We start from the raw sequence: 24,879 nt of genomic DNA, 5'->3' as shown, positions 1-24,879 counted from the left end.
GCAAAGTAGATCTCCTCTATCGATTCTTCATAAGTAGGTTCAGTAAGAAATTCGTGCCTCGGCAAACCGCGGCGCCATGGATTCCATCTGCTCCATGACTAGCTTGATTGCCTCGGGTTGCTTGTCCGGCGGGTACCCGTTGATGACCAACAGCCGTTTGATCGACGAGCGGAGTTTGGCCCGGACATCGTCACGTACCGTCCAGTCGGTCCGCACGTCCCGCCGCATTACATTCACGAGCTGCCGCGCGATCTCAGCCAACTTTCCTTCGCCCTGGACCTCCACCGCAGATTCATTCAAGGCCACGGCGTCATAGAACGCGAGTTCGTCGGAGTTCAGCGGGGGAGTGAAGTGCGCACCGCGGTTACCTTCGGCCGCAACCTCCCGCGCCAGCTCAACTAGTTCGGCAATGACCTCAGCCGAGGTCAGCTGCTGGTTGGTGTACTTCTTCATCAGTTCCGTAATCCGCTCCGAGAAAGCCCGCTGCCGGATCACGTTATTCCGGGTGGAAGACGCAGACTCGTCGGCAATCAGCTTCCGCAGCGCCTCGATGGCCAGCTGCGGGTTCCGCGCCTTCTGCGTCTTGGCAATGAACTCCGGCGTCAGGTCATCCAATGACGGCTTCGGCATGCCGGCGGCGTCGTAGATGTCCAGCACCTCACCGGAGGACGTTGCGGACGCAATCAGGTTCCCCAGCAGCCGCTGGATCTCCTCCGGTACAGGTTCGCCGCTGGCCTGCCGGTCGGCGGCGTCCATTTTTGCCATGAAGACGCGAATCTCCTCGTATACCGCTATCTCAGGGCGTAGCGACTCCAGATCCGCGGAGGAAGAACAAAGCGCCCACGCTCTTGCGAGCTGGCTCGAGACCCGTCGGTACTGCGCAGCGAGAGAGTCTTCGCCATCAGCCGGGCGGTTGCCTGGAGTATTTACATCGCGAAGGTAGTTTACGGAGCCCCAAGTTGCATTGAGAAACGCCTTCGGGCCGCCCTTGTGCCACACAGCTTTCCAGTCATAGCCAGCTAAGAGGCTGCGGCAGGCCGCCACTCGGTCGCGGACCAATGCCACAGCCTCATCGATATTCTTGCCCACAGGCTTGTTCGCCTGGTCCGACTGTGTGTACTCGCCCAGCGCCTTCGCCAGGTTCTCCGCCAGCGGCGCGTACGCCACCAGCAGCCCGTCTTCCTTGCCGCGAAACGTGCGGTTCACCCGCGCGAGCGTCTGCATCAGCAGCGCGCCCTTCAGCGGCCGGTCCAGGTACAGCGTGTGCAGCGGAGGAGAGTCGTAGCCGGTGAGCATCATGTCCTTGACGATCACCAGCTCCAGCTCGTCATCAACGTTCTTGAGCCGCTCCTTCACCTGGGCATTCAGCGAATCCCGGCGCACATGGTCGGAAACCGGCGGCACATCGGTCGCGTCGCCCGAGTACACCACCTTGATTTTGCCCATCGACAGGTCGTCCGAATGCCAGTCGGGCCGCAGCTCCACGATCGCCGCGTACAGCTTGGCGCAGATCTCCCGCGTCCCGCCCACGATCATCGCCTTGCCCGGCGCCTCGATGAACTTCCCCATCCGCTCGCGCCGGTTTTCCCAGTGCGCCACGAGGTCCTCGGCCAGGGCAGCGATTCGCTGCGGCGCACCATAGACGGCGTTTACGACGGCGACACTCGCCTCGAGGCGCGCCCGCTCAGTGTCGTCCAGACCGACCGTGGCCTCGTCGGCGGCCTGGTCAAGGATCTTCTCCGTGACATCCTCAGCTAAGCCCACTTTGATCAGCCGAGGCTCGAAGTACACCGGCACCGTAGCCCCGTCTTCTACAGCGCGCGAGAGGTCGTAGATGTCGATGTAGTCGCCAAAGACATCCTGGGTGTTGCGGTCATCAAAGGAAATGGGTGTGCCTGTGAACGCGATCAGGGTCGCGTGCGGCAGGGCATCACGCAGGTGCCGTGCGTAGCCGTCCAGATCGTCGTAATGCGAGCGGTGGGCCTCATCCACCACCACGATGATGTTGCGTCGGTCGGACAACAGCGGGTGGTCCGCGCCGGCGTCCTTTTCGGACTTGCTGCGGCCGAATTTCTGCAGCGTGGTGAAATAGATGCCGCCGGTGGTCCGGTTACTCAACTCATCCCGCAGTTCGGAACGCTTCTTGATCTGCTTCGGCGACTCTGCGAGCAGCAGGCTCCGGTCGAAGCCCTCGAATAGCTGGCCGTCCAACTCATTCCGGTCGGTGATCACCACGACTGTGGGGTTCTTCAGTTTCGGCTGCCGAGCCACCATGTTGGCGTACAGCTCCATTTCCATGGACTTGCCCGAACCCTGGGTGTGCCAGACAACGCCGGCCTTGCCGTTGCTCTCCACCGCCTGAATGGTGCTGGCCACAGCTTTGGTGACCGCATAGTACTGGTGTGGCTTGGCGATACGTTTGGCCAACCCGCCAGAGCCCTGGTCGAATGCCGTGAAGTTGCGTGTCAGCTGCAGGAAGCGTTCCTGGTTGTAGAGACCGTCCAGCGCTGTATCCAACGCGGTGACGGCGTCGCCGTCGATCATCAGGCCCTGCGGAACCGGCACACCGTCGTCGTCCACGTTCCATGGTGAGAAGTGGTTGAAGGGGGTGAACGGCGTTCCGTACTTCGCCTGGATGCCGTCCGAGGTGAGCGTGAACACGCAGAAGCGGAAGGCCATGGGGAATTCGCGGAGGTAGGTCTGAAGCTGGGCGTGGGCGCCGGGAAGGTCGGCGTGGGCGTTGCCGGCCTTTTTGAGTTCGATGATGCTGACGGGCATGCCATTGCAGTAGAGGACGATGTCGAAGCGGCGTTTGTAGTCGCCTTCCACCAGCGTCACCTGGCTGACGGCGAGCCAGTCGTTCTGGTCCGGTTCCTGGCTGATGATCCGGATGGTGGGGCTGGCTTCGTAGCCGTCGGAATCGATGTAGGAAAGCCGGTAGCCGTCAACCAGGCAGTCGTGGATACGCTGGTTCTCCGCAACCGCGTCGTTCGATTCGGGTGACGCGATTTCCGACAGGGCCTGCTGCAGGTACTGGGCAGGGACCGTCGGGTTGAGTCGCCGCAGGGCTTCGAGGAGCCGTGGCCGGATGAGCAGCTCAGCCCACGAGTCGCGTTCCCCGGAACCCGGTGCAATGGACTGGCCCTCCACGGGTTTCCAGTCGAGTTCGCCGAGCCTCTCCTTCGCCGCTCCCTCCCAGTCCGCTTCGGAAAAGGCTACTGCTGGTGCTGTCACGGTGATTCCCCCAAAATCGATTTGTTGTTCAGCTTACTCAGGCTTCGGCCGGCTATCCCCAGCTGCCACTACCATCCCCGCTGCGCGCTTACACCCCGGCGTTCTCCAGGGCTTTCTCCGCATCCTTGACCGGGAGCTTTCCGGACATGAGCTGTGGGAGGAGCGCGTCACGGGTCGCGGCGAGGTTCGAGTTCTCTGACAGCGCCGAGGCAATGGTGTGCTCAAATGGTGCCAGCCTTGTTTCCAGGAGTATTTGGTGCTCAGGCCTCAGCCGAGGCACCTGAAGGGAAGCCAGTTGGCCCTTGTTGATGGATCCAAACACTGTGCCTTCAGCCTCGAACGATGCCCAAGCGTCGTGCGAGTCCTTGAGGAGGTGAAAAACGGTGAAGGGTTGTTGATGGGTTGAACGCACTGAGGCCACGCCACGCCCTATGCACGTCTCTTCCGTTGCGAGATTCACACGGCCGACGGGGGCTCGGACACTCAAAAGTGTGTCGCCAGGCATGGCGAGGCGGACAGGGGCAGTCGTCCAAACCCGGTTGCTTGGAAATCGAACGCCGAAGTCTCGGACTCCCTGGTAGAAGACGGTGCCCTCCCCGGTCTCGTTGAAGCTTGAGCCCGAGGGCGATGACCCCATGACTATGTCGGCGATTTCGGATAACGCAACGGATCCGGTGGTGTCCACGGCAAACCGAGTAAGCGAAGCAGCCAGTTCGTCTGCCAATTCAACGAGTTTGGTGTTGGCGGCGATCTTTTCGTCGAGGGCGCCTAACACCTCAGCTACAGCTCGTTGCTGTGACATGCTGGGAATCGGAATCATGACGTTGGCTAAATCGCGAACCGGAAGTTGTGGTTGCGCGCTGCCGGACGTTAGGGACTCGATCTGCGCCACAAAGGATCGCGACCGTACAAATTGGTACAAATAGCGAGAGTCGAGGAGCGACTCCTCCGTCCGGAGGATAAGCATTCCGGAGTTGATACGCACGTTTTCGAAGGGAACGGAATTGTCGTAGTACGCCACGTTGCCTACGGTTCCCCTTGTGGTAATGACGACGTCACCACGACAGACCTTTCCAGCACGAAGGGAGGCGTCTTTTTCAGCCGAAATGAAAGAAGTCTCCCCGAACATGAATCCGGATTTAGTCACATTTCGGGCGCTAAGAAAAAGGCAGTCTCCGTCCGTCGAAAAATCGGTTCCATTGGGATAGTTCTTTCCTCGATCTCCGTCGATCATCCGCAATGGTGCACTGCCGAACGAGTCAACATGCGGAGAGTTCATGAAACCCTCCCCAGCTGCTCGCGCACAACAGCGGCCAGTCGCTCGGACTCTTCGAACTGCTCAAACAGCTCCTTGGACAAACGCGCGATCTTGTCTTCGATCGGCTCGCCGTCATCCTCCACGTCAGCAGCACCTACATACCGTCCCGGCGTCAGTGCGTAGTCTGCCGCCTTAACCTCGGCAAGTGAAGCCGTATGGCAGAAGCCGGCCTCGTCGTCGTACGTCAACCCTCCCTCAACCGCCGAAGCAGTCCCGCGCCAGGCGTGGTAGGTGTTGGCGATCTTGGCGATGTCCTCGTCGGACAGGGCTCGCTCGGCGCGGTCCACCATGTAGCCCAGGTTCCGGGCGTCGATTAAGAGCACCTGCCCGGTCCGGTCCACCGAGCCGCGAGATCCGGCGGTTTTGTCTTTGGCGAAAAACCAGGTGCACACCGGGATGCCGGTGCTGCGGAAGAGCTGGGTGGGCAGCGCCACCATGCAGGAGATCAGGTCCGCTTCGACCAGTTGGGCGCGGATCTCGCCCTCGCCGCCGGAGTTGGAGGACATGGAACCGTTGGCCATGACAACGCCGGCGCTGCCGCCGGGGGCCAGCTTGGAGATGATGTGCTGGATCCAGGCGTAGTTGGCGTTGCCCACCGGGGGAACGCCGTACTTCCAGCGGGGATCGGATTCGGAGCGGGCCCAGTCCTTGATGTTGAAGGGTGGGTTGGCCATGATGAAGTCCGCGCCGTTGGTGCCGCTCAGCTCCGGGTGCTGGTCGCGGGCGAACGTGTCGCCCCAGCGCGAGGCCAGGTTGGCATTCAGGCCGTGGATAGCCAGGTTCATCTTGGCCATCCGCCAGGTGCGCTCGTTGAGCTCCTGGCCGTAGACGGAGATGTCCGAGCCCTCCATGTGGTGGGCCGCCAGAAACTTCTCGGCCTGGACAAACATGCCGCCTGAGCCGCAGCACGGATCGTAGACGCGGCCGCTGTGGGGTTCCAGGACCTCCACCAGCACACGGACCACGCCAGCCGGCGTGTAAAACTCACCCCCGCGCTTGCCCTCTGCCTTGGCGAACTTCTCCAGGAAGTACTCGTACACCTCGCCGAGCAGGTCGCGCGCCTTGCTGGCACCCTGGCCCGTGAAACGTGCGGAGTTGAACAGGTCCAGCAGTTCGCCGAGGCGGCGCTGGTCCACGTTGTCCCGGTTGTAGATCCGGGGGAGGGTGGCGGCCAGGGACTTGTTGTCGGCCATGATGAGGTCCATGGCTTCATCGATGAGCAGTCCGATGGACTTGGGCTCGGCGCCGTCGATGGCGTCCAGGCCCTTGGCGTGCTCCGCCAGGTAGGTCCAGCGCGCCCGGGGTGACACCCAGAACACGCCGCGGCCGGTGTACTCGTCCACGTCGTCGATCAGCTGTGCGATCTGCTCCTCGTTGAGTCCGTCCGCTTCCAGCTCGGCCTGGATCTGCCCCCGGCGCTCCTCGAACGCGTCCGAGACGTACTTCAGGAACACCAGCCCCAAGATCACATCCTTGTACTGCGAGGCATCCATCGAACCGCGGAGCTTGTCCGCCGCCTTCCAGAGGGTGTCCTTGAGTTCCTTCATGGTGGACGGGGCGAGGTCCACCTTCAATTTCGGAGGCATTATGCAGTTCCTTCTTCTGGTCCGGCGTGGGTCTTGGGGTCTGTCAGGGTGAGGCTTCCGCCCGCTACGCCGTCCGTAATCAGGGTAGCGAGTTCTTCCAGTCGTTCGAGACGTTGGCGGGCTTCGGCCTGCTCGTGTTGCAGCCTGGCTAACGCGTTGGAGAGCGGCCGGCGTTGCACTTCCGGTGCGCGGCGCAACCGCCAGTTCCGCCAGGATTTGTCTGCGGCGGGTCGGCTGTTGATGTCGGCTGCAACCACGTCCGGCACCAGACCGCCGGGGTCGCCGCGGTCGATTCTCAGGATCCGGGCAGGGAAGACGACGACGGCGCCGCCCTCCGTGTCCACCATCGCTGCGGGCCGCGGGCTGGTACAGAAGACAACGTCACCAGGGTCGGTGAGGCGCCCGGCCGGGTAATTGGCGGCGAAGTCGAGGAGCGTGACGAACCGCGGTTTGGCGTCGTGCGAGTCCATGAGTTCGTCACGGCAGAGGATCCTGCTTCCGGCCTTTCGGTTGAGGTCGGTCCCTTGAAGCCTGATTCCCTTGACGTACTTGAGGTTTCCGGCGGTCAGCAGTTCCTGAATTGAAGCGGGCCGGGGACCGGTGCCGGGCCAAGCCGGCTGAACTCCGGGCAGCGCCGCCGGCGTGAAGCTTCGTGGCGACAGGAGACGCGTGAGTTCCTCGACCCGAAGCGCGCTCTCGGCGCTGCCAGCCGCCGTCGTACTTCTGGCAGTGGGGACGCTGACGAGAGAACCTTTTCCGGCAAGGAGGACGCGGGTCTGTACGAGCCGGGTGAACCTGAACGAGTGCGCGCGGATGGTGGCGCGATCGCCCATGGATGCGACGACGTCACTGATCAGGTCCTGGCTGACATCCAGGGTGAGCGGGGTGGTGCTCAGGTCCGCCACGCTGGTCCAGCGTTCCGCAATCGGCACATCAGCGAAGGACGGTCCCAGCACCCAGAGGGCCTGCGGCTCCCGGGGCTTGGCACGAAGTAGCCCTGGCTGGAGGCGGACGATGGCGCGGACTCTGCCCGACCGCAACAGGTCTGAGCGCAGGTTGCCGGCTTCTCCGGTGAGAGCGTCGCACAATACCCGGGCCGGCGCGATGACAACGGCCCGCTGACTGTCGTCCATTTGCAGGACGATGTTTTCAATGCTGTTCAGGATGCCGGTGGTGTCCAGGGCTGGATTGCCCGGGGCGGGATATTGCGCCACGTGCACCGCAGGGCCGCTGACCGCGAAGACTCCCTTGGCGTCAATCTTCACCGGGCTGCTGTCCGTGCCATGCACTGCCAGCCGACGGCGGGCCAGCCGTGACGCGCTGCCGTGGTGGTCGGCTGCCAGGAGAGTGATGGGCCGTGATTCTCCGAATTGCTCCACGATGCTCAGCATCACGTCGCTGCCGCCGGGCGTTGAATCGACGAAGAGCAGCCTGCTGTCCAGAGTGGAGGCCAGTTCCATGGCAGTTGCGCCCACGAGCTTCAGTGCGTCGCCTGTCAGCGCGGTGTCCGATTGCTCGCGCAGTCCCTCTTTGAACCGGTGGGCGAGCAGCTTTTCGAAGGCCGCGGGCGCGCTGAACGCACTGTCCGCCAACCTGTCGGCGAAGCCGGCCAAACCAGCGAGCGCCGAACCGAGGGCCTCCAATTCGGAGTAGAGGAACACATCGTCAGGGTCCGCTTCGTCTGCGCCGTCCAACAGTTCGGCTGCAGAACTTTGTGCCAGGGCCTGTCCCGAAATGACCTTCAGGGCGAGGAGTGCGGTCAGGCCATCGAACGTCTGGCGGCTGTCCCGTGGTGCTTCCGCGGAAGGGGCCGAGAGTCTCGCGAAGACCGCGACGTCGTTCCGAGCCTCCGGGTTGTTCCCCCGGCCGGTGGCCTGGAGCCAGGCGGTGACATCATCGGCGTCGAACAGCTCCACGCCGTTCACGTGGGCGGCTGCCGTCGGGAACGGCAGCGGGCCTCCGCTGCTTCGCTTGCGCCACATGGAAACGACGGGACGCTGAACCTGGGCGAGCGAGGCGACATCGGAGAGCGTCATGCGCAATGTTTCCGTGGTTGTCTCCATGGCTGCCCCCTTCAGTCGTGATCGTCCCATCAGCTTAGTGTCGGCCGAAGACAATTCAGGCTTGGGTCTGATAACCCGGGTTATCAGACCGATCTTGCGGTGACTTTCGGGTTCGACCGTAGGTTCATTCTGCAGCCACGAAGCAATCTTCCGGAGCTGCGACGGCGGCGGGGAACCGCGTATTGGGGGATCAGTATCCCGCCGCCGTTCAGCGGTCATCCACAAACAAAGGAAGAGAATATGTTGAACACTGACGACGCCGGCACGCCGGTGCCAGACGGCGCGGAATATTCGGAGCCGGAGGCTCAGCCGGCAGCTGGGACGCCGAAACGCAGCCGTAAGAAGGGCACCCTGCTGGCGACAGCCGCCGTCGTACTTCTGGCCGGCGGAGTGGCCTTCGGAACCGTTCTTCCTGACCCGAAGGCCAGCGACGCCTACACGGCGCTGGCGGACGAGAAGGCAACGGTCGAGATTGAGCGCGACGCCGCGCTGTCCAGCTACTCGTCTGTGAAGGGGAAGTACGACAGCCTGCAGGGCGGCATCACAACCCGGGAATCCAAGGTTTCCGCACGGGAGACCGAAGTGGGCAAGGCCGACGCCGCAGTCAAGACTGCCGAAGCAGCGGTGAAAGCCCGGGAAGAGGCTGTCACTGGAGCGGAAAAGACCAAAGCGGCCAACACCGTCGGGGACGGCACCTGGACCGTGGGTACCGACATTGAGCCCGGCACCTACCGGGCATCCGCTGACGTCGGCTCCTCCTGCTACTGGGGCATCTACGCCACCGGCAGCAACGGCAGCAACATCCTCGACAACGACCTCCCGGGCGGCGGCAGACCCTCCGTTGCACTGTCCGCCGGCCAAGATTTCAAATCCAGCCGCTGCGGCAAATGGGAAAAGCAATAGCAACCCCACGCACTCACACCATTCATTCACCTGTAGAGAGGCACCACATGTCACATGAGAATTACTCCCAGCCCTTCCCCGCTGCGATGGCAGCACCTGAGCCCCGGTCGTTCTTCAAGAAGAAGCGCTTCCTCATCCCCATCGGCGTCCTGGTGCTGGGCATCGCCCTGGGCTCCTGCTCCGGCGGCGCCAAACAGGCTGGTGACGTGAGCCCGGTGGCGGTGCCGTCTTCCGCGGCTGCTGGAGCGGCCGCCCCGGTTGCTACTGCTGCTCCGGCGGTCGCCGCTCCGGCGCCGCAACCGACGGTTGCGGCCGGACCCGTCGTCGGGAAACCTTTCAGCGTCAAGATGGGCAACGGCGTCATCGCGAGGATCACTATTGTCTCCGCCGTACGAACTGACGCGGTCACGACCACAGCTTTCGCGACGCCCGCCAAAAACGGGAGCTAGCTGCTTCTCGATGTGTTGTGGGAGACCGAAGCGGGGAAGACCAGCTCCAACCCGTTCTACTTCTCGGCCAAGGACGCTAATGGGCGCAAAGCCGATTTAAACCTCTTCGCAAACAACCAGCTTGGCTCCGGCGACGTTCTGCCGGGTGACAAGACTCGAGGATTCATTGCCTTCGACATTGCGCCCGGTGCTTCGACCGTGATGATCTCCACCCCGTTGATGCAGGAAGCCGCACGGATCCAGATTCCGGGGTAGGGCGCCTAAGGAGCCGTGTCCGGGATGCCCGGCTCCCTCGCGCCGCTTACAGTTCAACTGTTCACTTTCGCGTTATCTATTGGGGGATTCCTTGAGCATCAACAAAGAGCACGCTTCGGCGTATAGGCAGATGCCCGTCGCAGAAGCCGGAAGCATGGTGGCCCCCGGGGCCGTCACCGCGGCACAGATCTATCAGTTTCGTGGCGGGGCTGCTTCCTGGTTCGGCACCCAGATCCTCGGCGTCCTGATTACGATCTGCACCATTGGGATCTGCTACCCGTTCGCCTTGGTCCTCGTTGAGCGATGGCGGGCGAAGAATACCTACCTCCAGGGCCGGCAGCTTCAGTTCGTCGGCACCGGGTGGGGCATCTGCGGGCTGTGGATCAAATGGGCGCTCCTGAGCATCATCACGCTTGGCATCTACACCTTCTGGGTCTATCCGAGGCTGATGCAGTGGAAGGTCGAAAAGACCGTCTTCGCGTAGTCAGAAACGGCACTGCATCCTTCGGGGTGCAGGGCTTTTTCTTGCGCAGGCACCGGAATCTTGCGATTGTGGGAAACTGCTCCGTTGGCCCTAGCCCCGGTTTCCCGGAAGGGCGCGGCGCTTATCTTTCGAGAATCATTTCTACTCCTGCTGTTAGAGTCCGGATATGACATATGAATACAGTTCTGAAGCAGCAACACTGACAGAGAAATGCCGGTCATTGTTCGGTGATGAGTCGCGTTGGATTACGGCAGGCGGCTATCCCCACGGCCTGGCTCTTTCCATTATCGATTCCATCTTCTCGACGGGTTCGCACTACCAAAGTGTCATCAACGTCGTGAGCGAGTATCGGGCGTACCGGCTCGGTCAGGGTGGTGACGCTGATCAGGACGGCACCAAAGAATTACTGGCTACTTTCGAGGATGTCGGGGGAAGTGCTGGCTGGGCAGATCTTGTGAACAACCACAAGCCGGCTCATACTAGGCCAAACGCTCTGCTGAAAGCCGAGGTCGTCAAGCGAGCCGCTGAGGCGCTCCAGAACAAGCTGGACATCACGACTCGGGAAGGCGTCCATTCCGCGTACTCCATAGACAATTCCCTAGCTGAACTCAAGAAGAATTGGCTGTGTTTGCCGAGCCAGTCCTCTGGCGTCACGTTCAACTACTTCCTTATTCTTTGCGGGTTCCAGTCCGTGAAGCCTGACCGAATGGTTATCCGCTTCGTGACAGAGCACGCAGGCTTGGAAGGCAAAGACATCACACCTATGCAGACGGCCGAGCTGATCGGACAAGTTGCAGAAAACTACCCAACGCAGCCGAGACGGCTCGACCACGTGATCTGGCGCCATGTATCGGGTCGCGAAATCTTCACGGCGGATGAGCTCAACTAAGGAGCGTTGAATAGGCGGCTAGGCAAGGGTGCCGCAGTGGAGGACTACTTCATTTGGGTTGGGGAAGGAATGCTTGTGAAAGTCTTGCCTGACACTGCGATGTCAATGGTCGGGAAGCTGCTCGAGGAAGTCTCGTGGGAACGCGCCACCAGTTACCGGCAAGGCGGCCGCGGACGAGAAAACGTACTGAGCGCAGAAGTCATGATGGCCCTGGATTTCCTTCCCCGCGATCACTTCCTTGGTGCGGCAATGCGTGCCGCCAAGGGTGCCGAACAGGCTAGGAACGTCCTGATTAGTGAGATCGAAGAGGCCGATCTTCGATTCCTGCCCGGGGACATGGCGCTCGCGCCGAATCGGTCGGGAAATGACCAACTGGTGGTGCAGCCAGACGCCCTCATCACGTCTCCGAGCTCGTTTGTCCTCGTTGAGGCGAAGCGTGTCAGGGCGAGTTCGTACCAGCCAGAGCAGTTGGCAAGGGAGTATTTGGCAACGATGGCGCATGCAGGAACGCGCACGCCTCTGATCTTGCTGTTAGGAGCAAAGCCTCCGGTTCTGGTCAGGGGTAGGGGTCGAATGAGGCTCGAAGATGCCATTTCTTCGGAACTTGAGTCCGTCCTACGGCGAGCCAACAACGAGCAGCTAGCTTTGGAAGGGCTGGTTGAGCGGATCCCTGATGTCTTCTGTTGGATCAACTGGCCGGAGTTGTCGGACGTGATCCGCACTCAGATCGCTGCCTTCTCGACGACGGACCCCTCCGTCAATACAGCCGTCCACCGACTCGCGGAGTCCATATGCTCGTCGATTGAGTGGCACGCCTAACCGTCGGGCCGGGCGGTGTCCTTGTTTGGGGATTGGCTAGCTACCAACGAGGGCTGGCTCAGCGTCCCTCGTTCGCGCGGTCAACCACGTAGACCTGGCGGAGGGGCATACGTGTTTGCCATCGCGGGGCCAGCTTCTCATAATGCGTGAGTGTCAGTTCTACGACGTCTGCACCAGTGAGCAGGCGCAGATTCTGCCGTTCGCGCTCATAACCGACGGCGTCTTTGCTGTAGCTGCCTAGACAGACGAAGAGTGCAAGTTCGCCGTGCGCCAGGGTGCCGCTTAGACGCTGGACATCAGGCCGCGACTGCTGGGTACTGGTGTGTTTGCACTGGACCTTGATCACTGGCGGTTCGAGTCCCAAGGGGTCCCTATGCGCAACGACGTCGATGCCACCATCTGATGAATACGGCGTGACTCGTGCTTGGTACCCCATGGCTCGAAGGAGGTCGGCTGTGAAATGCTCAAACTCTTCGTGGGAGAGATCTTGCAGCAGAGTTTTCAGGATGAAGTCGCGGGTGAACTGGTCCAAACGGGCAGCACTTGGCTCGGTCTCGATCCACTCGTCGACGGTTTCCGGTTCAATCCCCTCGGGTTCTTCCTGAGCTATGTCCTCGGCTCCGAATTCTAGGAATCGTTCGAATACCTGGACGTTTTTCTTGACCTTGAACAACGTCAGTGCGGAGCCGATTTCATACAAGGCCTTCTGTGGGAACAGGCCGCGAGAGACTCCGGTCTTGATCCAACGGACAGACCGACGGTGCGGGTGCACCGGAGCGTCGTGAAGAAATTCGTACTCGCCAATGATGACACCGAAATTCAGTGTGCTGTCGGCGCGGTAGGGAGCGATGACGATGTCGCCCTTCTTCATCTCGTAAGCGAAGCGGAGGAGAATTCCGGCCCAGACGGGGATGGCACCAGCCTTTGCCTCGGGATAGGCCTGCTCCAATGCCTTCTTAAGGAGATCGCGGTCGCTCCCGATGTTGCGGATGTCAGGAATGGCATCCCATCCGATGCTGACAAAACCGCCGTCGAGCAGTTCGTTCGACAATGCATCGTTGTGGATTCCCCATACTGCGACCACGGCGGTCCCTATCTTTCCTCGGCTCTGCCTGACTTGTTCTCGCTCAGCCTATCGTCGGCGATGAGGACGGCCGATCTACGGTGCCCGTGTGCATCGCCGGAAGTGTCCAAGCTGCCTTCACATAAGTGGCGCCGGTAGGATGCCAACAGCACTTTTGCCCAACACAAAGGACCCCAGTGCGAATCGTCTCGTGGAACTGTTCCATGGCCTACTACAAAAAACGCCACCTGATCGAGGCGCTGCAGCCTGACGTCGTCATTCTCCAAGAGGTCGCCAAGAAAGACATTTCCGCGGCTGAGCAACCCTTCGCAGCATGGACCGGCAGCAATCTGAACAAAGGTCTCGGAGTTATTGGATTCGCCAACGCCCGCTACAAAGTTTCCGAACGCGCAGATCCCAATTTGCCCTGGCATCTTCCCTTTTCGATCGACGGCCTCAACATCATTGCCCTCTGGGCGCATCAGTTGAATCGCGAGCTCAGGTATGTTCGCGTTACCCATCAAATGGTGGATCGCCACGCTGGATTCCTTACTGGCGGCAACGCCTTGCTCATGGGGGACTTCAACAGCAACACAGTCTGGGATAGGGCGCATCCGGGTAGGAACCACAGCATGCTGGTCGAAAAGCTTACTGGGCTTGGGCTGAGCAGCGTGTACCATCGCGCCGCGGTGAACGAGCAAGGGGCGGAGCCGACGAAAACGTACTTTCACACCCGGAACCTCCGCTTCGGGCATCACATCGACTACGCATTCCTGAGCGACGGCATCCCGGCCGATCTTCGCGTAGGGGACTCCGAAGATTGGTTGGCGCATAGCGACCACATGCCGCTGATCTTGGACATCGCCCAGTAACACGCGGTTTCAAGGCGCCGAAGCCTGCTCAGCAACCTTCGTGCGCGCTGCACCGAATTGCCGGCGGCAAGTGGAGACTTCCCACGAGCCCTGCCTGGACTAACCTTCGGGCCGTTCCTGCCGGTGAAGATAAGGACCATCTTGGCTGTCCACAGAGAGACGGTAACAGGCCAAGACCACCGTGAAATTAGAGGACAGGAGAACGGTCCCCAGGACCAAGTAGCCTGTCCATCTACATTGCAACAACGCCATATCATTAATGCTGTCAGCGCCGGCGACCATGCCCGCGACCACGGGGAAGGCTTCATATTCGTCGACGTGGACGACACCATCGTGGAAGTCCACGGGTACCAGAAGCAGGGCTCCGGCTACGGGTACTCCGGGGTCCGCGGGCTGAAACGCCCTGATCGCCACCGCTTCCGCCGAAGACACCGCACCGGTGATCGTCGGCCAACGGCTGCGCAAGGGCGGGACGAACTCGGCCCGCGGAGCCAAGCGGTTCGTCACCGACGCGCCGGGCGCCCTCAAACGCACCGGGGCCCAGGACTCTGGACATGGGGTGATGGTGTTCGACTGACTTCCGCAGGATTCCGGTGTTTTTGTTATGGGTACGGCTGTTAATCCTCCTTCTCTTGCGATAGAATCTAAGTAATAGATTGTTCGGTTTTGGAGGGGTGGCATGATGAGCGTGATGACTGCCCAACTGCCTTTTCCTCAAGCAATGTATGCCGGAGCGGTGCCGATAGGGCTCGCGGCGTCACTGCTGGAGGATGCCACGGGTGGGCGCGTGTTCGTTCATGGGGAACTCTCCTACGCCTGGGACGAGAAGGACATCGCGACCCGCCGGTTCGCGGCGGCGAAACTGGCGGACATCAAAGCCGCTTCGGTCGCCGGGATCGCTGCCGCGTTCGGTGTTGATGCGATCACCTTGTGGCGGTGGCGTCAGGTCCTGGCCGCGGAAGGGGTGTTGGGTCTGGCCCCGGAGAAGCCTGGTCCGAAGGGGCCCAGCCGGCTGACGGAACCGAAGATGTCCGAAATCCGTGCCTTGCGGGCGACCGGACTGTCGCTGCGGGCGATTGGAGCAAAGGTGGGCGTCTCCGAATTCAGCGTGCGACGGACACTGGCCATGCCGGTGCCCACCGGTCCGGAACCGGTGAAGCTTGATCCGCTCGCCACATCTGAAGCAGCAGCACCGGCAGCCGGGTTGCCGGTGCTGCCGGCACCGGTGGACCGGTCCGGAGAGCGGGCCTGGGCCCGGGCCGGGTTGGTGGAGTGCGCGGCACCGGTGTTCACCCCCGCGGCCCGTGTGCCGTTGGCCGGGCTGTTGCTGGCCCTGCCCGCCCTGCAGACCACGGGACTTTTGGAGTGCGCGAAGGAGACCTTCGGGGCGCTGCCGAACGGGTTTTACGGGTTGGAGACCATCCTGACCGGCGCCGTGTTCCAGGCCCTGGCCGGGGAACCACGCGCCGAAGGGATCACCCGGATCGACCCGGCAGCCCTGGGCCGGGTCCTCGGCCTGGACCGCGCCCCGGAAGTGAAAACCCTCCGCCGCAAAACCGCCGCGCTGGCCAGCAGAGGCAAGGCCGGGGAGCTGCTCACCGCGATGGCTGCCAGGCACCTCAACGGCAGCAACGAAGGAGGTGGGGATCTGGCCGCGGTGCTCTACGTTGACGGACATGTCCGCGCCTACCAGGGCACCAGGAAGATCGGGAAGGTCCATTCGACCCGGTTGAAGTTCCCCGTCCCGGCGACCGAGGAGACCTGGGTCGCCGACGCTGCCGGCGCGCCGGTCCTGGTGGTCATGGCCGAGCCCGGGGCCGCGCTGACCGGGGAACTGCGCCGGCTCCTGCCAACCCTGCGCACCATCATCGGCGATGACCGCCGGGTCCTGGTCGGTTTCGACCGGGGAGGCTGGTCCCCGGCCCTGTTCAAGCACATGGCAGAGAACAAATTTGATGTGCTGACCTGGCGCAAGGGCACCACCGAAGACGTTCCGGCATCCCTGTTCACCGAGGTCGCTCACACCGACGGGCACGGACAAACCCGTGCCTGGGAAGCGGCCGACACTGCCGTGGAGGTGCCGGTAGGCACTACCGGGGAAGTGTTTCCGATGCGCCAGCTGTCCCGCCAGGTCAACACCCCCGGCGGCAGGGTGCGGCAGATCCACATCCTCACCACCAACACCGAGATGACCGCCGGGGAAATCATCTACCGGATGGGCGCCAGGTGGCGGCAGGAAAACTACTTCCGCTACGCCCGGATCCGCTTCGCCCTCGATTCCCACGACGCCTACACATCCACTGACGATGATCCGGAACGCTCGGTGCCGAACCCGGCAAAACGCAAGGCCTACCAGCAGGTCCTCGCCGCCAGGACCCGGTACGAGAAGACCCTGGCCGACACCGACGCGGCGATGCTCGCGGCCCGGACACCGCCGCCAGGAACACACACTGTCCTGATCACCAACACCATGCACAACAAAATCACCGCGGACCTGCTCAGCGCCGAAACCGCCCTCGAGGCCGCGCAGGCAGCCCACAAGGGGATCCCTGCCCGGGTTCCGCTCGGCGAGATCGCCCCGGGCCAGCGGGTCCTGGAGAGCGAGACGAAACTGCTCAGCCATGCGATCCGGATGGCCGCGTTCAACACCGCATCAACGCTGGCGAGGGAGGTCCGGACCAACACCGGCTACGCCCGCGGCGAGGACGAAGCCCACACCCTGATCCGTCAGGTCCTCACCGGCAGCGGAGACATCGACCCCCGCATCGACGGCTACCTCACAATCCGCCTCGACCCGCTCCCCACCCAACGGGCAACCACCGCGATCAGCGAACTCTGCACCCACCTCAACACCACCGAAACCCGCTACCCCGGCACCGACCGAATTCTGCGATTCGAGATCAAAAACAAAGAAACGTCAGCCAACAATTAAAACGCTATGTCCAGAGTCCTGGGGCCACGGGGAAGGTGTTGTGCCGTTTTGATTCCGCCTACTACGGCCACGCCGCGGTAGCCGCAGCCCTGGCCGGAGGTGCTGATGTCTCCGTGACGGTGCGCATGGACCCGGCCGTCAAACGGGCTATCGCCGCCATCCCCGAGAGTGCATGGGAGGCCATCGAGTACACCAACGCCCTCTTCGACGAGGACTCCGAAATGTGGATCTCTGCGGCGGAAGTCGCAGAGATCCAATTTTCCGCGTTCAGTTCCCGGAAAAAGAGCGAGCGGATTACCGGGCGGCTGGTGGTGCGCCGCATCCCCGAGCTGAACCCCAAAGCCACCCAGGACCAGCCAGCCTTGTTCGGCACGCATCGCTTCCACGCGTTCTTCACCACCGTCCCGGCCGCAACACTGGGCACTGTCGCAGCGGACAAGACCCATCGCAAACACGCCCGGATCGAGCAGGTTAACGCCGACCTGAAAGACAGTGCCCTGGCCCACCTGCCTCCGGCAACTTTGCCGCGAACTCGGCCTGGCTGGTCGCCTCGGTCATGGCCTACAACCTCACCCGCACCGCGGGGATCCTCGCCGCAGGGCCATTTGCCAAGGCAAGGACCGGGACCATCCGGCGCAACCTCATCAACGTCCCCGCCCGGATCGCTTCCAGCGGATGAAGAGTCCGGCTCCGAATGCTAGAGTCCCCCACCGCAAACAGCGTAGGACCCGTCCATCCAGCCGGTCCGGCGCAACCAGGAACCAAAACGTGGAACACCAACGGCAGCGAGGTCCGGCGATGACTCCTGCCCAAAAACACAAACCCGGCAAAATTCAGGATTCAGCACGACCCGAACCCGATCGGTGGATCAAGGCTAAGGAGTGACCATGAATTATCCAAGCACTATGTCGGCCCGGTCTTACCCAGGCGCTGAGACGGCGCGAGGTATCGAGCCGCGAGCTGCTGGATCACTATCTGCACCGGACCGAACAGGACGGCGGCGCCGTTAACGCCGTCATCACCATCGATGAGGACTCCGCCCGGGCACAGGCAGCGGCCGCGGATGAAGCACTGGTGCGTGGCGAGCCGAGCGGACCGCTGTGCGGGCTCCCGATGACAGTCAAGGATGTCCTCGAGACAGCCGGCCTGCGCACCACCGCCGGCGCCCCGGAGCTGACCGGGGATATCCCGTTTCGTGACGCGGACGCGGCGGCCCGACTGCGGGCAGCCTGTGGGTTATCTTCGGCAAGACGAACACGCCGCCGTACGCAACGGACTACCAGACGAACAATCCGCTGTTCGGCCGGACCACCAACCCGTGGGATGCGAGCCGGACACCCGGCGGTTCGGCCGGAGGATCGGACGCCGCTCTCGCGGCCGGACACACAAGCTTCGAGCTCGGCAGTGACCTGGGGGATCCATCCGTATTCCGGCGGCCAACTGCGGCGTCTTCGGACTCAAACCCAGCCATGGCATCATCGCGACCCGTGGACATATCCCCGGCACTCCGGGCATTCTCGCCGAACCCGAATTCGCCACCCTGGGACCGCTCGGCCGAAGCGCCGATGACCTGAACCTGGGGCTCGACGTGCTGGCCGGTCCCGACGCACGGTCCGCCCACGCATGGCGCCTCGAATTGCCTGGGCCGCGCCACTCGACATTGGGCGGCCACCGGCTCGCTGTTGTTTTCGATGATCCCAACTGCACCGTCGACACAACCGTGGTTGAGGTGCTGACCTCGCTGGTCGCCGCGCTTAGATCAGCCGGGGCCACCATCGCGGAAATTTCACCGTCGGCACTGTTGTCCCAGACCGATCCCCTGTACCAGCAGACTCTGGCCGGCGTCACCGCCTCATTCCAGCCGTCGCGGGCCATCCTCCTCAGACCCCAACACGGCCCCCGCCGAACCCATCGAGGAGGCGATTTTGTCCGAACTCAGATAACTGATCCGCTCGGTGTCGAGAAACTCCACCACTCAGCGAGACGTGCCCGTGGATGTGCGTCACCCTCCGCTCGCCCGGCCAGCCTCATGAGGGGCGAGTCGATCTTGGGAGGCAGTCGCGATGTTCCCGCCCCGGCTGATATCCGATGTGGGGCCGGCGGGGCATCGGTCGTGTCGTTGCTCTCAGTGGCAGTGGAAGAATTCGTTGACTGTGCCGTTCGGTCGGACGTTGAAGTGGTCGTCGACATGGTTCGTAAATGTCGACCCGTCCGATCCCGTCCCGCGCACGTTGAAGGTGAACGTACCTTCGACGACCTTGCCGACGTCGTTGAAGCCGCCCCAGACCGTGAACTTGCCCGTGTAGCTCGGGAGGCCCGCCGTGAGCGGCACGGCGACGAAGGTCCCCGTCTCGGTGAACGTGGCATGAACCCGGCCGTCAGCGAAAATCGTTTCGTGGGATACGAAGTTGCTGGTCGTGGTGATCGTGTAGAGTGGCCCGCCCGGTTCGCAGCTGGGCACAACGTCAACGAAGGTCTCGACGAGATCCTTCTCGGTGATGGTCTGCGTTATGGGTCCGGCGGCGAAGGCCGGTGCTCCGACCCACATCAGGGCTGCGGCCAGAAGTACGACAAGCATGCGGCGAAGCATGGTAATCCTCCTAGTTTGTGATCCAATCCTGCCCAGGGCGCCATGCGAAAATGCGTCCCAGCTGAACTACTGCTCAGGCTCCCCGTTATACTCGGGCCCGACATGTCGCACAAGATCTGCAGGAATCTATGGCTACCTTTGTGTCCACGACGCCCTGCGGGCCCCACCGCGGGGTGGCAGGGCCGGGTGTTCGCCAAAGAGGTCCGGGTCCGCCGGGACTTCCTCCACGTTCACCACCCGGGAAGCAACCGCACTCGCGCTGTAACGGCTTCGCGGGCACCCTCGCCCTTATGACTCTGCGGGAGCGGTGTTGTCTCCTCCGGCCAGATTACCGATATTCAGGCGGCTCGGCCGTTGAAAAGCGCCGCGCGTTATGTTGCCAACTTGTCCGTGAACCTTCACGATTGGGTGCATGAGTAGCGATCCGGAGGCGGTGGCGCAACGGTGGATCACATCCCTGTCGGCGCATGACCTGGAAGCGGCCGTGGATTGCTTCGACGCCGCCAATGTTGACGAAGCGCCGGCACGCCGCGGGGAATCCGTGCAGGGGCAGGACTCCGTCCGTCGAAATTTCAGCATTGAGAGGCCCTAACAGCTCTGTTCCATGCCCGCGCACTCGCGGAGCAGAAAAGTGCTGAGCCGCTCCGAACAGCAGGGGTCCACAATGCGCTGGGGATACTTGCGAAGGCCACCGGAAACTACCACCAAGCCGCCTTCCATTACGCCCAAGCACGACTGCTGATAGAGACCACGCTCGGTACCGATGCCCTGGAATTGGCGAGTTTGCATCACAACCTCGCTGGCCTGTTGCACATCCAGGGCCAGCACCTCAAAGCGGAACCTGACATCCATACCGCTCTGGAGCTCCGCCGAAGTGCCCAGCCTCCGGACAGGGTCGGAATCGCGGCCGACCTGTCAGTTCTTGGCGCCGTCTGGGCTGGCCAAGGGCGGTTTGAGGAAGCGAAGCAGTCTCTCGAAACGGCCCTTCGGATGTGGGAGTCGCTCTGCGGCCCGCAGCACTACGAGGTCGCAGTCCAGCTCTACAATCTGGCAAGCATCCACATCAGAAGGCCGGTGACCCAGACGCCGCCAGCGTCAACTTCTGCCGGGCCTTGCAGATTAAAGAGCGCAGTCTAGGCGAAAGCCACGTCGAGATAGGGGAGTTGCTCTATAACTTCGCGGCACTGCGTTGCGAACAAGGCATCATGACGGAAGGGCTGGGGCTCTTCGCCCGGGCACGGGCCGTTTTTGATACCTCGCTGGGCCTCGATCACCCGAGGACGCAGACGTGTGCGGCAAGGCGAAGTCGCGCCGCAATGGCTATTTCCAACTGAAAGGTCAATCTAGAGGACTTGTTGAAAATGAGAATCAAGCGAGCGAGAGCGCCTGATGATTGGGCGAGTGCCGTGAATTCTCTCGCCTGGCAGAAGTGATCCTGGACATCAGGAGCGCGCGAAGATCAGGGAGATGCGCCGGGGCAACCGTACCGTATTGACAGCATCCAACTGTCGGGCCAATCTAAGAAGCACTGAATTCATGCCGTTGCTAGCGTGAATTCCCAAATTCCTCAATAACGGATCATTTCACGGTTTGGCGCTGGGACGCCCGCGACTTGGCAGAAGAAAAGGACGCCGTGTCTGTGCGCAATCCCCCAATCGCTATAGATACCGCACCGCCGGGGCGCCGAATCCGGAAAGCGCTGGGCGTCAACGGATCCGGCCGTCATGCTGAGTCTCGGTTGCCGAGTTCATTGTGACGCGGGCCATATTCCTGCTCGGACGGAGCGCCCGGTGCGGAATCAAGAGAGGAAAGGCTCCTTGACCGCCGCAATTTACTTATGAGCGCGAGCCTCGGGTTCGCCGAGGCCGTCGCGGCCGGCCCTCCGCGTTCGAGGTCGAGCCGCTCGATGACCTCGTGAGCTGGACTTTCCCGGAACGCACAGGCCAGTAGCGGACCCCGCACCCGCACCTGCACCCGCACCCAGCACCCCCACCCTTATAGGAGAACCCAATGATCGCCAGACGCCTGCGCCGAGCCGCACTTCTCACAATGCTGCCGGCCGCGCTACTGCTCAACATGTCCGGAGCCTCCGCCGCGACGCTCAGCCCCCTGGTCGTTGCAAGCGGGGCCAGCCCGTTCTCGGCCTGCACGTTGGGCTCCGCTCCCGGCGCCGTGAACTACCCGAACGCCGAGGTCGAGCCGTGGGTCGCCGTCAATCCGGCCTACTCCAACAACATCATCGGCGTGTGGCAGCAGGACCGCTGGTCCGACGGCGGCGCGCGCGGTCTCGTGGCCGGTTACTCGAGGAACGGGGGCGCGACCTGGAACACGGTAGCCCAGCCGTTCTCGGCCTGCGCCGCGGGCGGACCTTCCCGCTACGACCGTGCCTCGGACCCGTGGGTCTCGATAGGACCGGACGGCACAGCATACTCGGTATCCATCTCGTTCCAAGGCGTCGGCTACGATAATGCCGTTCTCGCCTCGACCTCTCACGACGGCGGAGCAACATGGACTGCGCCGAAGACCCTGATCGAAGACCTCGGGTCTCCACAGTTCTTCAACGACAAGGAGTCCGTCACTGCTGACCCCTTGATCCCGGGCACGGCCTACGCAGTGTGGGACCGGCTCGTTTCACCGACCGATAACCCACGGGCGACGGCCCATGCGTCCGCCTACAAGGGACCAACGCTCTTCTCTAAGACGACGGACTCAGGCGCCACGTGGAGCCCGCCGACGGTCATCGTGCACACCGGCAACAAGCAGCAGACCATCGGCAACCAGATCGTTGTCGGCCCGGACGGGACGCTGTACAACTTCTTCGACCTCATCCTGGGCGCGGGCAAGAACGGTATCGACAAGCTGCACGGGCTCAACGTGGCCTACACCAAGTCCACGGACGGGGGCGCCAGTTGGACGGCCCCGCAGGTCATCGCGAAGCTCAACACCGTGGGCGTCACCGACCCCAACACGGGTGCGGCCGTTCGGACCGGGGACATCATCCCAGAGCCAGCTGTCGACCCGGCCACCGGGCAGCTCTACGTCGTGTGGCAGGACTCACGGTTCAACGGCGGGCACTACGATGAGGTCGCGATCTCGACGTCGACTGACGGCGGCGCGACCTGGAGCGCGCCAGCGCAGGCCAACACGCCGAAGGGCGTCCCGGCGTTCACCCCGAGCGTCCGCGTCGCCGGCGGCAAGGTCGGCGTCGCATACTACGACTTCCGGAACCTCACCGTGGGGAACACGAGCACGCTTCCCACGGACTACTGGTTCACCTCCTCCCCAGTGGGCACTCTTGCGCTCGGGGACGAGACGCACGTGCACGGCCCATTCGACATGATGACGGCGCCCGTGGCCCGCGGGTTCTTCGTGGGCGACTACGTCGGTCTGGCCCCCGTCGGCTCGTCGTTCGCGTCGCTGTCCATGCGGGCCAACGACGCGAACACGTCCAACCGCACCGACGCCGTGTTCACGGTCATCGCGCCGTAGGCGAGCCGCCCGCACACGGCAGGCACCGGCCAAGGCTAAGGACTCAAGCCGCACGGTCGTCATCCTGATGTCGACCTCGAGCTCTCGCCCAGCATAGAACCAGTGGACCCCAGAGTCAGTTATGAGATCAAGATGGACCCTGACGGTGACCTCGGGGCGGGTCTGGCGTGCCACATCCTCTTCGATCGCGCAGGGACGGCCCCTTCCAGTCCGCACAGCCTGCGCACCTTCGCGACGATCGCTCTGGACAACGGGATGGCCCCGCATGATTTGCAGGACAGCCTGGGGCAGGCGGATCCGCGCACCACCCGCCGGTACGACCGGTCGCTGTACGGGCTGGCGAAGCCGGCCGGCTATTACGTGGCGCGGTCGCTGGCGTAGGCTCGGCTCCCCTCGAAGCGGGACGGGGCAGAATCCTGTGAGCCTCGTCCGTGTCGAGTCTGTCTGCATCAGGCATTGATTTCGTCCACTGTCGTGTAGAAAATTCTTCGGCCTAGGGTTGTCGCTGAACCGTTGGGGTTGGAGCATATGACCATGGGGAGGAACTACCCCAGCTAGGAGCCCAGCAATGACGGCAAAGATGGAACACATCCCACCCGTCGATTCGGCCAAGTTTCTAACCGACCACGTGAACGGGGTCATCAAAAACTACGAATCAGGCCAGGTGAGCGTCCAGGTGGTCACTATCGTGGTGCCGGACCAACGCAGCCGGACGGGTCCCAGAATCATTTACGAGGCGTTCATCATTTACTCGTAGCTTGCCGCCGCCGCTCCATCCTTTCTTGGAGTTCCTTGTTGCGCTCCTCATAGAAGGCCGTGGGAGTTTCTACGATGTCGAAATCCCTAGGCTCGCGCCCCAAATCGATCAGCTTGCCTTTCGACCAACGCCGCCAGCGCACCCCGGAGCATCGCGTTCCGTCGCTGACCCGTCAAGGCACTCGTCGCGGTCGAACACGTCATGCTCACCGGCCTGGCACATGCTCGCCACCGGCGAACTCTACAATGACCCCGGGAGCCGATTACTTCACCCGGCGCGCACCCGCGAAAACCAAGGCTCGCGCGATCGGACAACTCGAAGCCCTGGGCTACAAAGTCACCATCGAGCCCCTCACGGCAACCGGATAGATGCCAACCCGAACGGCCTGCCCTGTTCCCCGCGCCGCAATCGCCGGCGCGGCAGCGCTTCTCGAGCTGGTCAACGACTGGGCTATGGAGCTCAACGACCCTGAGGGCGTTGAGAAGCTCGCCCGCAAGCGAGGTCTGGACCTCAACAGTTTTACCGAACTGCGGCAGCACGACCTCAAGGTTTGCGACCGGCTGCTGAAATTCAACACCCTGACGTGGCGGACAGCTGGCGCGCTGGAAGGTGGGACGATGGGTGTGCTGGCTCTGACTCCCGTGGCCGGGATCCCTGTCGCGATGACAGCGGACATTCTTGTCATCCAAGTCTTGAGCACATCGATTGCATCGCGGATCGCGTACTCCTACGGCTACGACGCAAAAGACCCCAATGAGCAGATCTTCATCCAACGCCTGGTACGCCGGTCATTCGTGGCGCAAGCAGCCAAGGTCGCGCCGCTGCGTGAAGTCGCCCGTGCAGCCGAAGCGATCAATGGACGTGTTCGGTGGTCCGACAAACTCCGCGCCGACCACCGTCTGCTGGCCGCCCTTGACAAGTTACTGCAGCACCTTGGTCCTGCCGGCTCCAAGGTTCCGGTTCAGAACGTTGCAAAGGTGGTGCCGTTCGTGGGCATCCTCATTGGTGCCGGTATGAACTCAGCGGTCCTCGGCAATGTAGCCGCCGACGCACAGCGGTACTGCCAGACCCGATTCCTGTGCGAGAAGTATGGGTTGCCGCTGCCAGCCGCGCTCGCAACCCATTCAGACAGCGAGCCGTCCGCGGAGGCCCCTTAGGCAAGGGCAGCTGTGTCGG

General features: G+C 62.6%; 20 protein-coding genes and 5 pseudogenes. 19 read left to right on the top strand and 6 right to left on the bottom strand.

The window, feature by feature from the left end; genetic code table 11:
• Nucleotides 1-39: 39 nt before the first annotated feature.
• The 4 genes from ACQCS0_RS12570 to ACQCS0_RS12555 all read right to left on the bottom strand — a co-directional run bounded on the left by ACQCS0_RS12570 (nt 40) and on the right by ACQCS0_RS12555 (nt 8,201).
• Nucleotides 40-3,234 carry a type I restriction endonuclease subunit R gene (locus ACQCS0_RS12570; protein WP_426938493.1) on the bottom strand — a complete coding sequence of 1,065 codons (3,195 nt, stop codon included), beginning with the start codon at nt 3,232-3,234 and terminating at the stop codon, nt 40-42.
• A gap of 88 nt (nt 3,235-3,322) precedes the next feature.
• On the bottom strand, nt 3,323-4,513 hold the full coding sequence (locus ACQCS0_RS12565) for a restriction endonuclease subunit S (protein ID WP_354184451.1): 1,191 nt from the start codon (nt 4,511-4,513) through the stop codon (nt 3,323-3,325).
• Nucleotides 4,510-6,138: a type I restriction-modification system subunit M gene (locus tag ACQCS0_RS12560; protein ID WP_426938492.1), complete on the bottom strand. Its 1,629-nt coding sequence runs from the start codon at nt 6,136-6,138 to the stop codon at nt 4,510-4,512. Before ACQCS0_RS12560 ends, ACQCS0_RS12565 begins: the two co-directional genes overlap by 4 nt.
• Complete coding sequence (locus tag ACQCS0_RS12555; protein ID WP_426938491.1) at nt 6,138-8,201, bottom strand: hypothetical protein; 2,064 nt, start codon at nt 8,199-8,201, stop codon at nt 6,138-6,140. Before ACQCS0_RS12555 ends, ACQCS0_RS12560 begins: the two co-directional genes overlap by 1 nt.
• A 240-nt stretch (nt 8,202-8,441) precedes the next feature.
• Here ACQCS0_RS12555 and ACQCS0_RS12550 point away from each other — a divergent pair, with 240 nt between their 5' ends.
• The 6 genes from ACQCS0_RS12550 (at nt 8,442) to ACQCS0_RS12525 (ending at nt 12,000) form a co-directional block, all read left to right on the top strand.
• Complete coding sequence (locus ACQCS0_RS12550; RefSeq protein WP_354184449.1) at nt 8,442-9,104, top strand: hypothetical protein; 663 nt, start codon at nt 8,442-8,444, stop codon at nt 9,102-9,104.
• Between the two features lie 47 nt (nt 9,105-9,151).
• Complete coding sequence (locus tag ACQCS0_RS12545; protein WP_354184448.1) at nt 9,152-9,553, top strand: hypothetical protein; 402 nt, start codon at nt 9,152-9,154, stop codon at nt 9,551-9,553.
• Nucleotides 9,554-9,565: 12 nt separating this feature from the next.
• Nucleotides 9,566-9,808: a hypothetical protein gene (locus tag ACQCS0_RS12540; protein WP_426938490.1), complete on the top strand. Its 243-nt coding sequence runs from the start codon at nt 9,566-9,568 to the stop codon at nt 9,806-9,808.
• 91 nt (nt 9,809-9,899) lie between these two features.
• Complete coding sequence (locus ACQCS0_RS12535; protein WP_354184483.1) at nt 9,900-10,292, top strand: DUF898 family protein; 393 nt, start codon at nt 9,900-9,902, stop codon at nt 10,290-10,292.
• 166 nt (nt 10,293-10,458) lie between these two features.
• Nucleotides 10,459-11,181: a hypothetical protein gene (locus ACQCS0_RS12530; protein WP_354184482.1), complete on the top strand. Its 723-nt coding sequence runs from the start codon at nt 10,459-10,461 to the stop codon at nt 11,179-11,181.
• A 36-nt stretch (nt 11,182-11,217) separates the two neighbouring features.
• Complete coding sequence (locus ACQCS0_RS12525) at nt 11,218-12,000, top strand: hypothetical protein (protein WP_426938489.1); 783 nt, start codon at nt 11,218-11,220, stop codon at nt 11,998-12,000.
• A 58-nt stretch (nt 12,001-12,058) separates the two neighbouring features.
• On the opposite strand, the gene ACQCS0_RS12520 is transcribed toward ACQCS0_RS12525, so the two are convergent.
• On the bottom strand, nt 12,059-13,084 hold the full coding sequence (locus ACQCS0_RS12520) for a restriction endonuclease (protein WP_426938488.1): 1,026 nt from the start codon (nt 13,082-13,084) through the stop codon (nt 12,059-12,061).
• A 125-nt stretch (nt 13,085-13,209) separates the two neighbouring features.
• On the opposite strand from ACQCS0_RS12520, the gene ACQCS0_RS12515 reads away from it, so the two are divergent.
• The 6 genes and pseudogenes from ACQCS0_RS12515 to ACQCS0_RS12490 form a co-directional block, all read left to right on the top strand.
• Nucleotides 13,210-13,935, top strand: a complete 726-nt coding sequence (locus tag ACQCS0_RS12515) for an endonuclease/exonuclease/phosphatase family protein (RefSeq protein WP_354184104.1) — start codon at nt 13,210-13,212, stop codon at nt 13,933-13,935.
• A gap of 300 nt (nt 13,936-14,235) precedes the next feature.
• A pseudogene (locus ACQCS0_RS12510) lies at nt 14,236-14,476 on the top strand (IS1380 family transposase); the annotation flags it as partial.
• Between the two features lie 150 nt (nt 14,477-14,626).
• A complete protein-coding gene (locus ACQCS0_RS12505) occupies nt 14,627-16,867 on the top strand; it encodes a putative transposase (protein WP_426938487.1) in 2,241 nt (746 codons plus the stop codon).
• A gap of 32 nt (nt 16,868-16,899) precedes the next feature.
• A pseudogene (locus ACQCS0_RS12500) lies at nt 16,900-17,540 on the top strand (transposase); the annotation flags it as partial.
• Nucleotides 17,541-17,758: 218 nt separating this feature from the next.
• Nucleotides 17,759-18,085: pseudogene (locus tag ACQCS0_RS12495) on the top strand (amidase family protein); the annotation flags it as partial.
• 11 nt (nt 18,086-18,096) lie between these two features.
• Nucleotides 18,097-18,692: pseudogene (locus ACQCS0_RS12490) on the top strand (amidase family protein); the annotation flags it as partial.
• Between the two features lie 300 nt (nt 18,693-18,992).
• Here ACQCS0_RS12490 and ACQCS0_RS12485 read toward each other — a convergent pair.
• Nucleotides 18,993-19,445, bottom strand: coding sequence for a hypothetical protein (locus ACQCS0_RS12485; protein ID WP_354162411.1), 453 nt, complete (start codon nt 19,443-19,445; stop codon nt 18,993-18,995).
• A 424-nt stretch (nt 19,446-19,869) separates the two neighbouring features.
• Here ACQCS0_RS12485 and ACQCS0_RS12480 point away from each other — a divergent pair, with 424 nt between their 5' ends.
• From ACQCS0_RS12480 to ACQCS0_RS12450, 7 genes and pseudogenes are all read left to right on the top strand, one after another.
• On the top strand, nt 19,870-20,049 hold the full coding sequence (locus tag ACQCS0_RS12480) for a hypothetical protein (RefSeq protein WP_426938486.1): 180 nt from the start codon (nt 19,870-19,872) through the stop codon (nt 20,047-20,049).
• A gap of 182 nt (nt 20,050-20,231) precedes the next feature.
• Nucleotides 20,232-20,594: a tetratricopeptide repeat protein gene (locus ACQCS0_RS12475; protein ID WP_426938485.1), complete on the top strand. Its 363-nt coding sequence runs from the start codon at nt 20,232-20,234 to the stop codon at nt 20,592-20,594.
• An 873-nt stretch (nt 20,595-21,467) separates the two neighbouring features.
• A complete protein-coding gene (locus tag ACQCS0_RS12470; protein ID WP_426938484.1) occupies nt 21,468-22,946 on the top strand; it encodes a sialidase family protein in 1,479 nt (492 codons plus the stop codon).
• A 102-nt stretch (nt 22,947-23,048) separates the two neighbouring features.
• A complete protein-coding gene (locus ACQCS0_RS12465; protein WP_426938483.1) occupies nt 23,049-23,327 on the top strand; it encodes a tyrosine-type recombinase/integrase in 279 nt (92 codons plus the stop codon).
• Nucleotides 23,328-23,514: 187 nt separating this feature from the next.
• A complete protein-coding gene (locus ACQCS0_RS12460) occupies nt 23,515-23,703 on the top strand; it encodes a hypothetical protein (RefSeq protein ID WP_426938482.1) in 189 nt (62 codons plus the stop codon).
• A 168-nt stretch (nt 23,704-23,871) separates the two neighbouring features.
• A pseudogene (locus tag ACQCS0_RS12455) lies at nt 23,872-24,071 on the top strand (IS110 family transposase); the annotation flags it as partial.
• Nucleotides 24,072-24,860: an EcsC family protein gene (locus ACQCS0_RS12450; protein WP_426938481.1), complete on the top strand. Its 789-nt coding sequence runs from the start codon at nt 24,072-24,074 to the stop codon at nt 24,858-24,860.
• Nucleotides 24,861-24,879 lie beyond the last annotated feature (19 nt).

The sequence above is a fragment of the Pseudarthrobacter sp. S6 genome, assembly GCF_050156575.1.
Taxonomy (GTDB): domain Bacteria; phylum Actinomycetota; class Actinomycetes; order Actinomycetales; family Micrococcaceae; genus Arthrobacter.
Note: the sequence above shows the minus strand (reverse complement) of the source record. Positions and strands in the feature narration are given on the sequence as shown.

What these genes read in the sequence shown, in the direction of transcription:
- ACQCS0_RS12480 (WP_426938486.1), top strand. Translation starts at nt 19,870, where the DNA reads ATGAGTAGCGATCCGGAGGCGGTGGCGCAACGGTGGATCACATCCCTG.
- ACQCS0_RS12505 (WP_426938487.1), top strand. Translation starts at nt 14,627, where the DNA reads ATGACTGCCCAACTGCCTTTTCCTCAAGCAATGTATGCCGGAGCGGTG.
- ACQCS0_RS12565 (WP_354184451.1), bottom strand. Translation starts at nt 4,513, where the DNA reads ATGAACTCTCCGCATGTTGACTCGTTCGGCAGTGCACCATTGCGGATG.
- ACQCS0_RS12450 (WP_426938481.1), top strand. Translation starts at nt 24,072, where the DNA reads ATGCCAACCCGAACGGCCTGCCCTGTTCCCCGCGCCGCAATCGCCGGC.
- ACQCS0_RS12470 (WP_426938484.1), top strand. Translation starts at nt 21,468, where the DNA reads ATGATCGCCAGACGCCTGCGCCGAGCCGCACTTCTCACAATGCTGCCG.
- ACQCS0_RS12530 (WP_354184482.1), top strand. Translation starts at nt 10,459, where the DNA reads ATGACATATGAATACAGTTCTGAAGCAGCAACACTGACAGAGAAATGC.
- ACQCS0_RS12545 (WP_354184448.1), top strand. Translation starts at nt 9,152, where the DNA reads ATGTCACATGAGAATTACTCCCAGCCCTTCCCCGCTGCGATGGCAGCA.
- ACQCS0_RS12560 (WP_426938492.1), bottom strand. Translation starts at nt 6,138, where the DNA reads ATGCCTCCGAAATTGAAGGTGGACCTCGCCCCGTCCACCATGAAGGAA.
- ACQCS0_RS12460 (WP_426938482.1), top strand. Translation starts at nt 23,515, where the DNA reads ATGACGGCAAAGATGGAACACATCCCACCCGTCGATTCGGCCAAGTTT.
- ACQCS0_RS12555 (WP_426938491.1), bottom strand. Translation starts at nt 8,201, where the DNA reads ATGGAGACAACCACGGAAACATTGCGCATGACGCTCTCCGATGTCGCC.
- ACQCS0_RS12485 (WP_354162411.1), bottom strand. Translation starts at nt 19,445, where the DNA reads ATGCTTGTCGTACTTCTGGCCGCAGCCCTGATGTGGGTCGGAGCACCG.
- ACQCS0_RS12550 (WP_354184449.1), top strand. Translation starts at nt 8,442, where the DNA reads ATGTTGAACACTGACGACGCCGGCACGCCGGTGCCAGACGGCGCGGAA.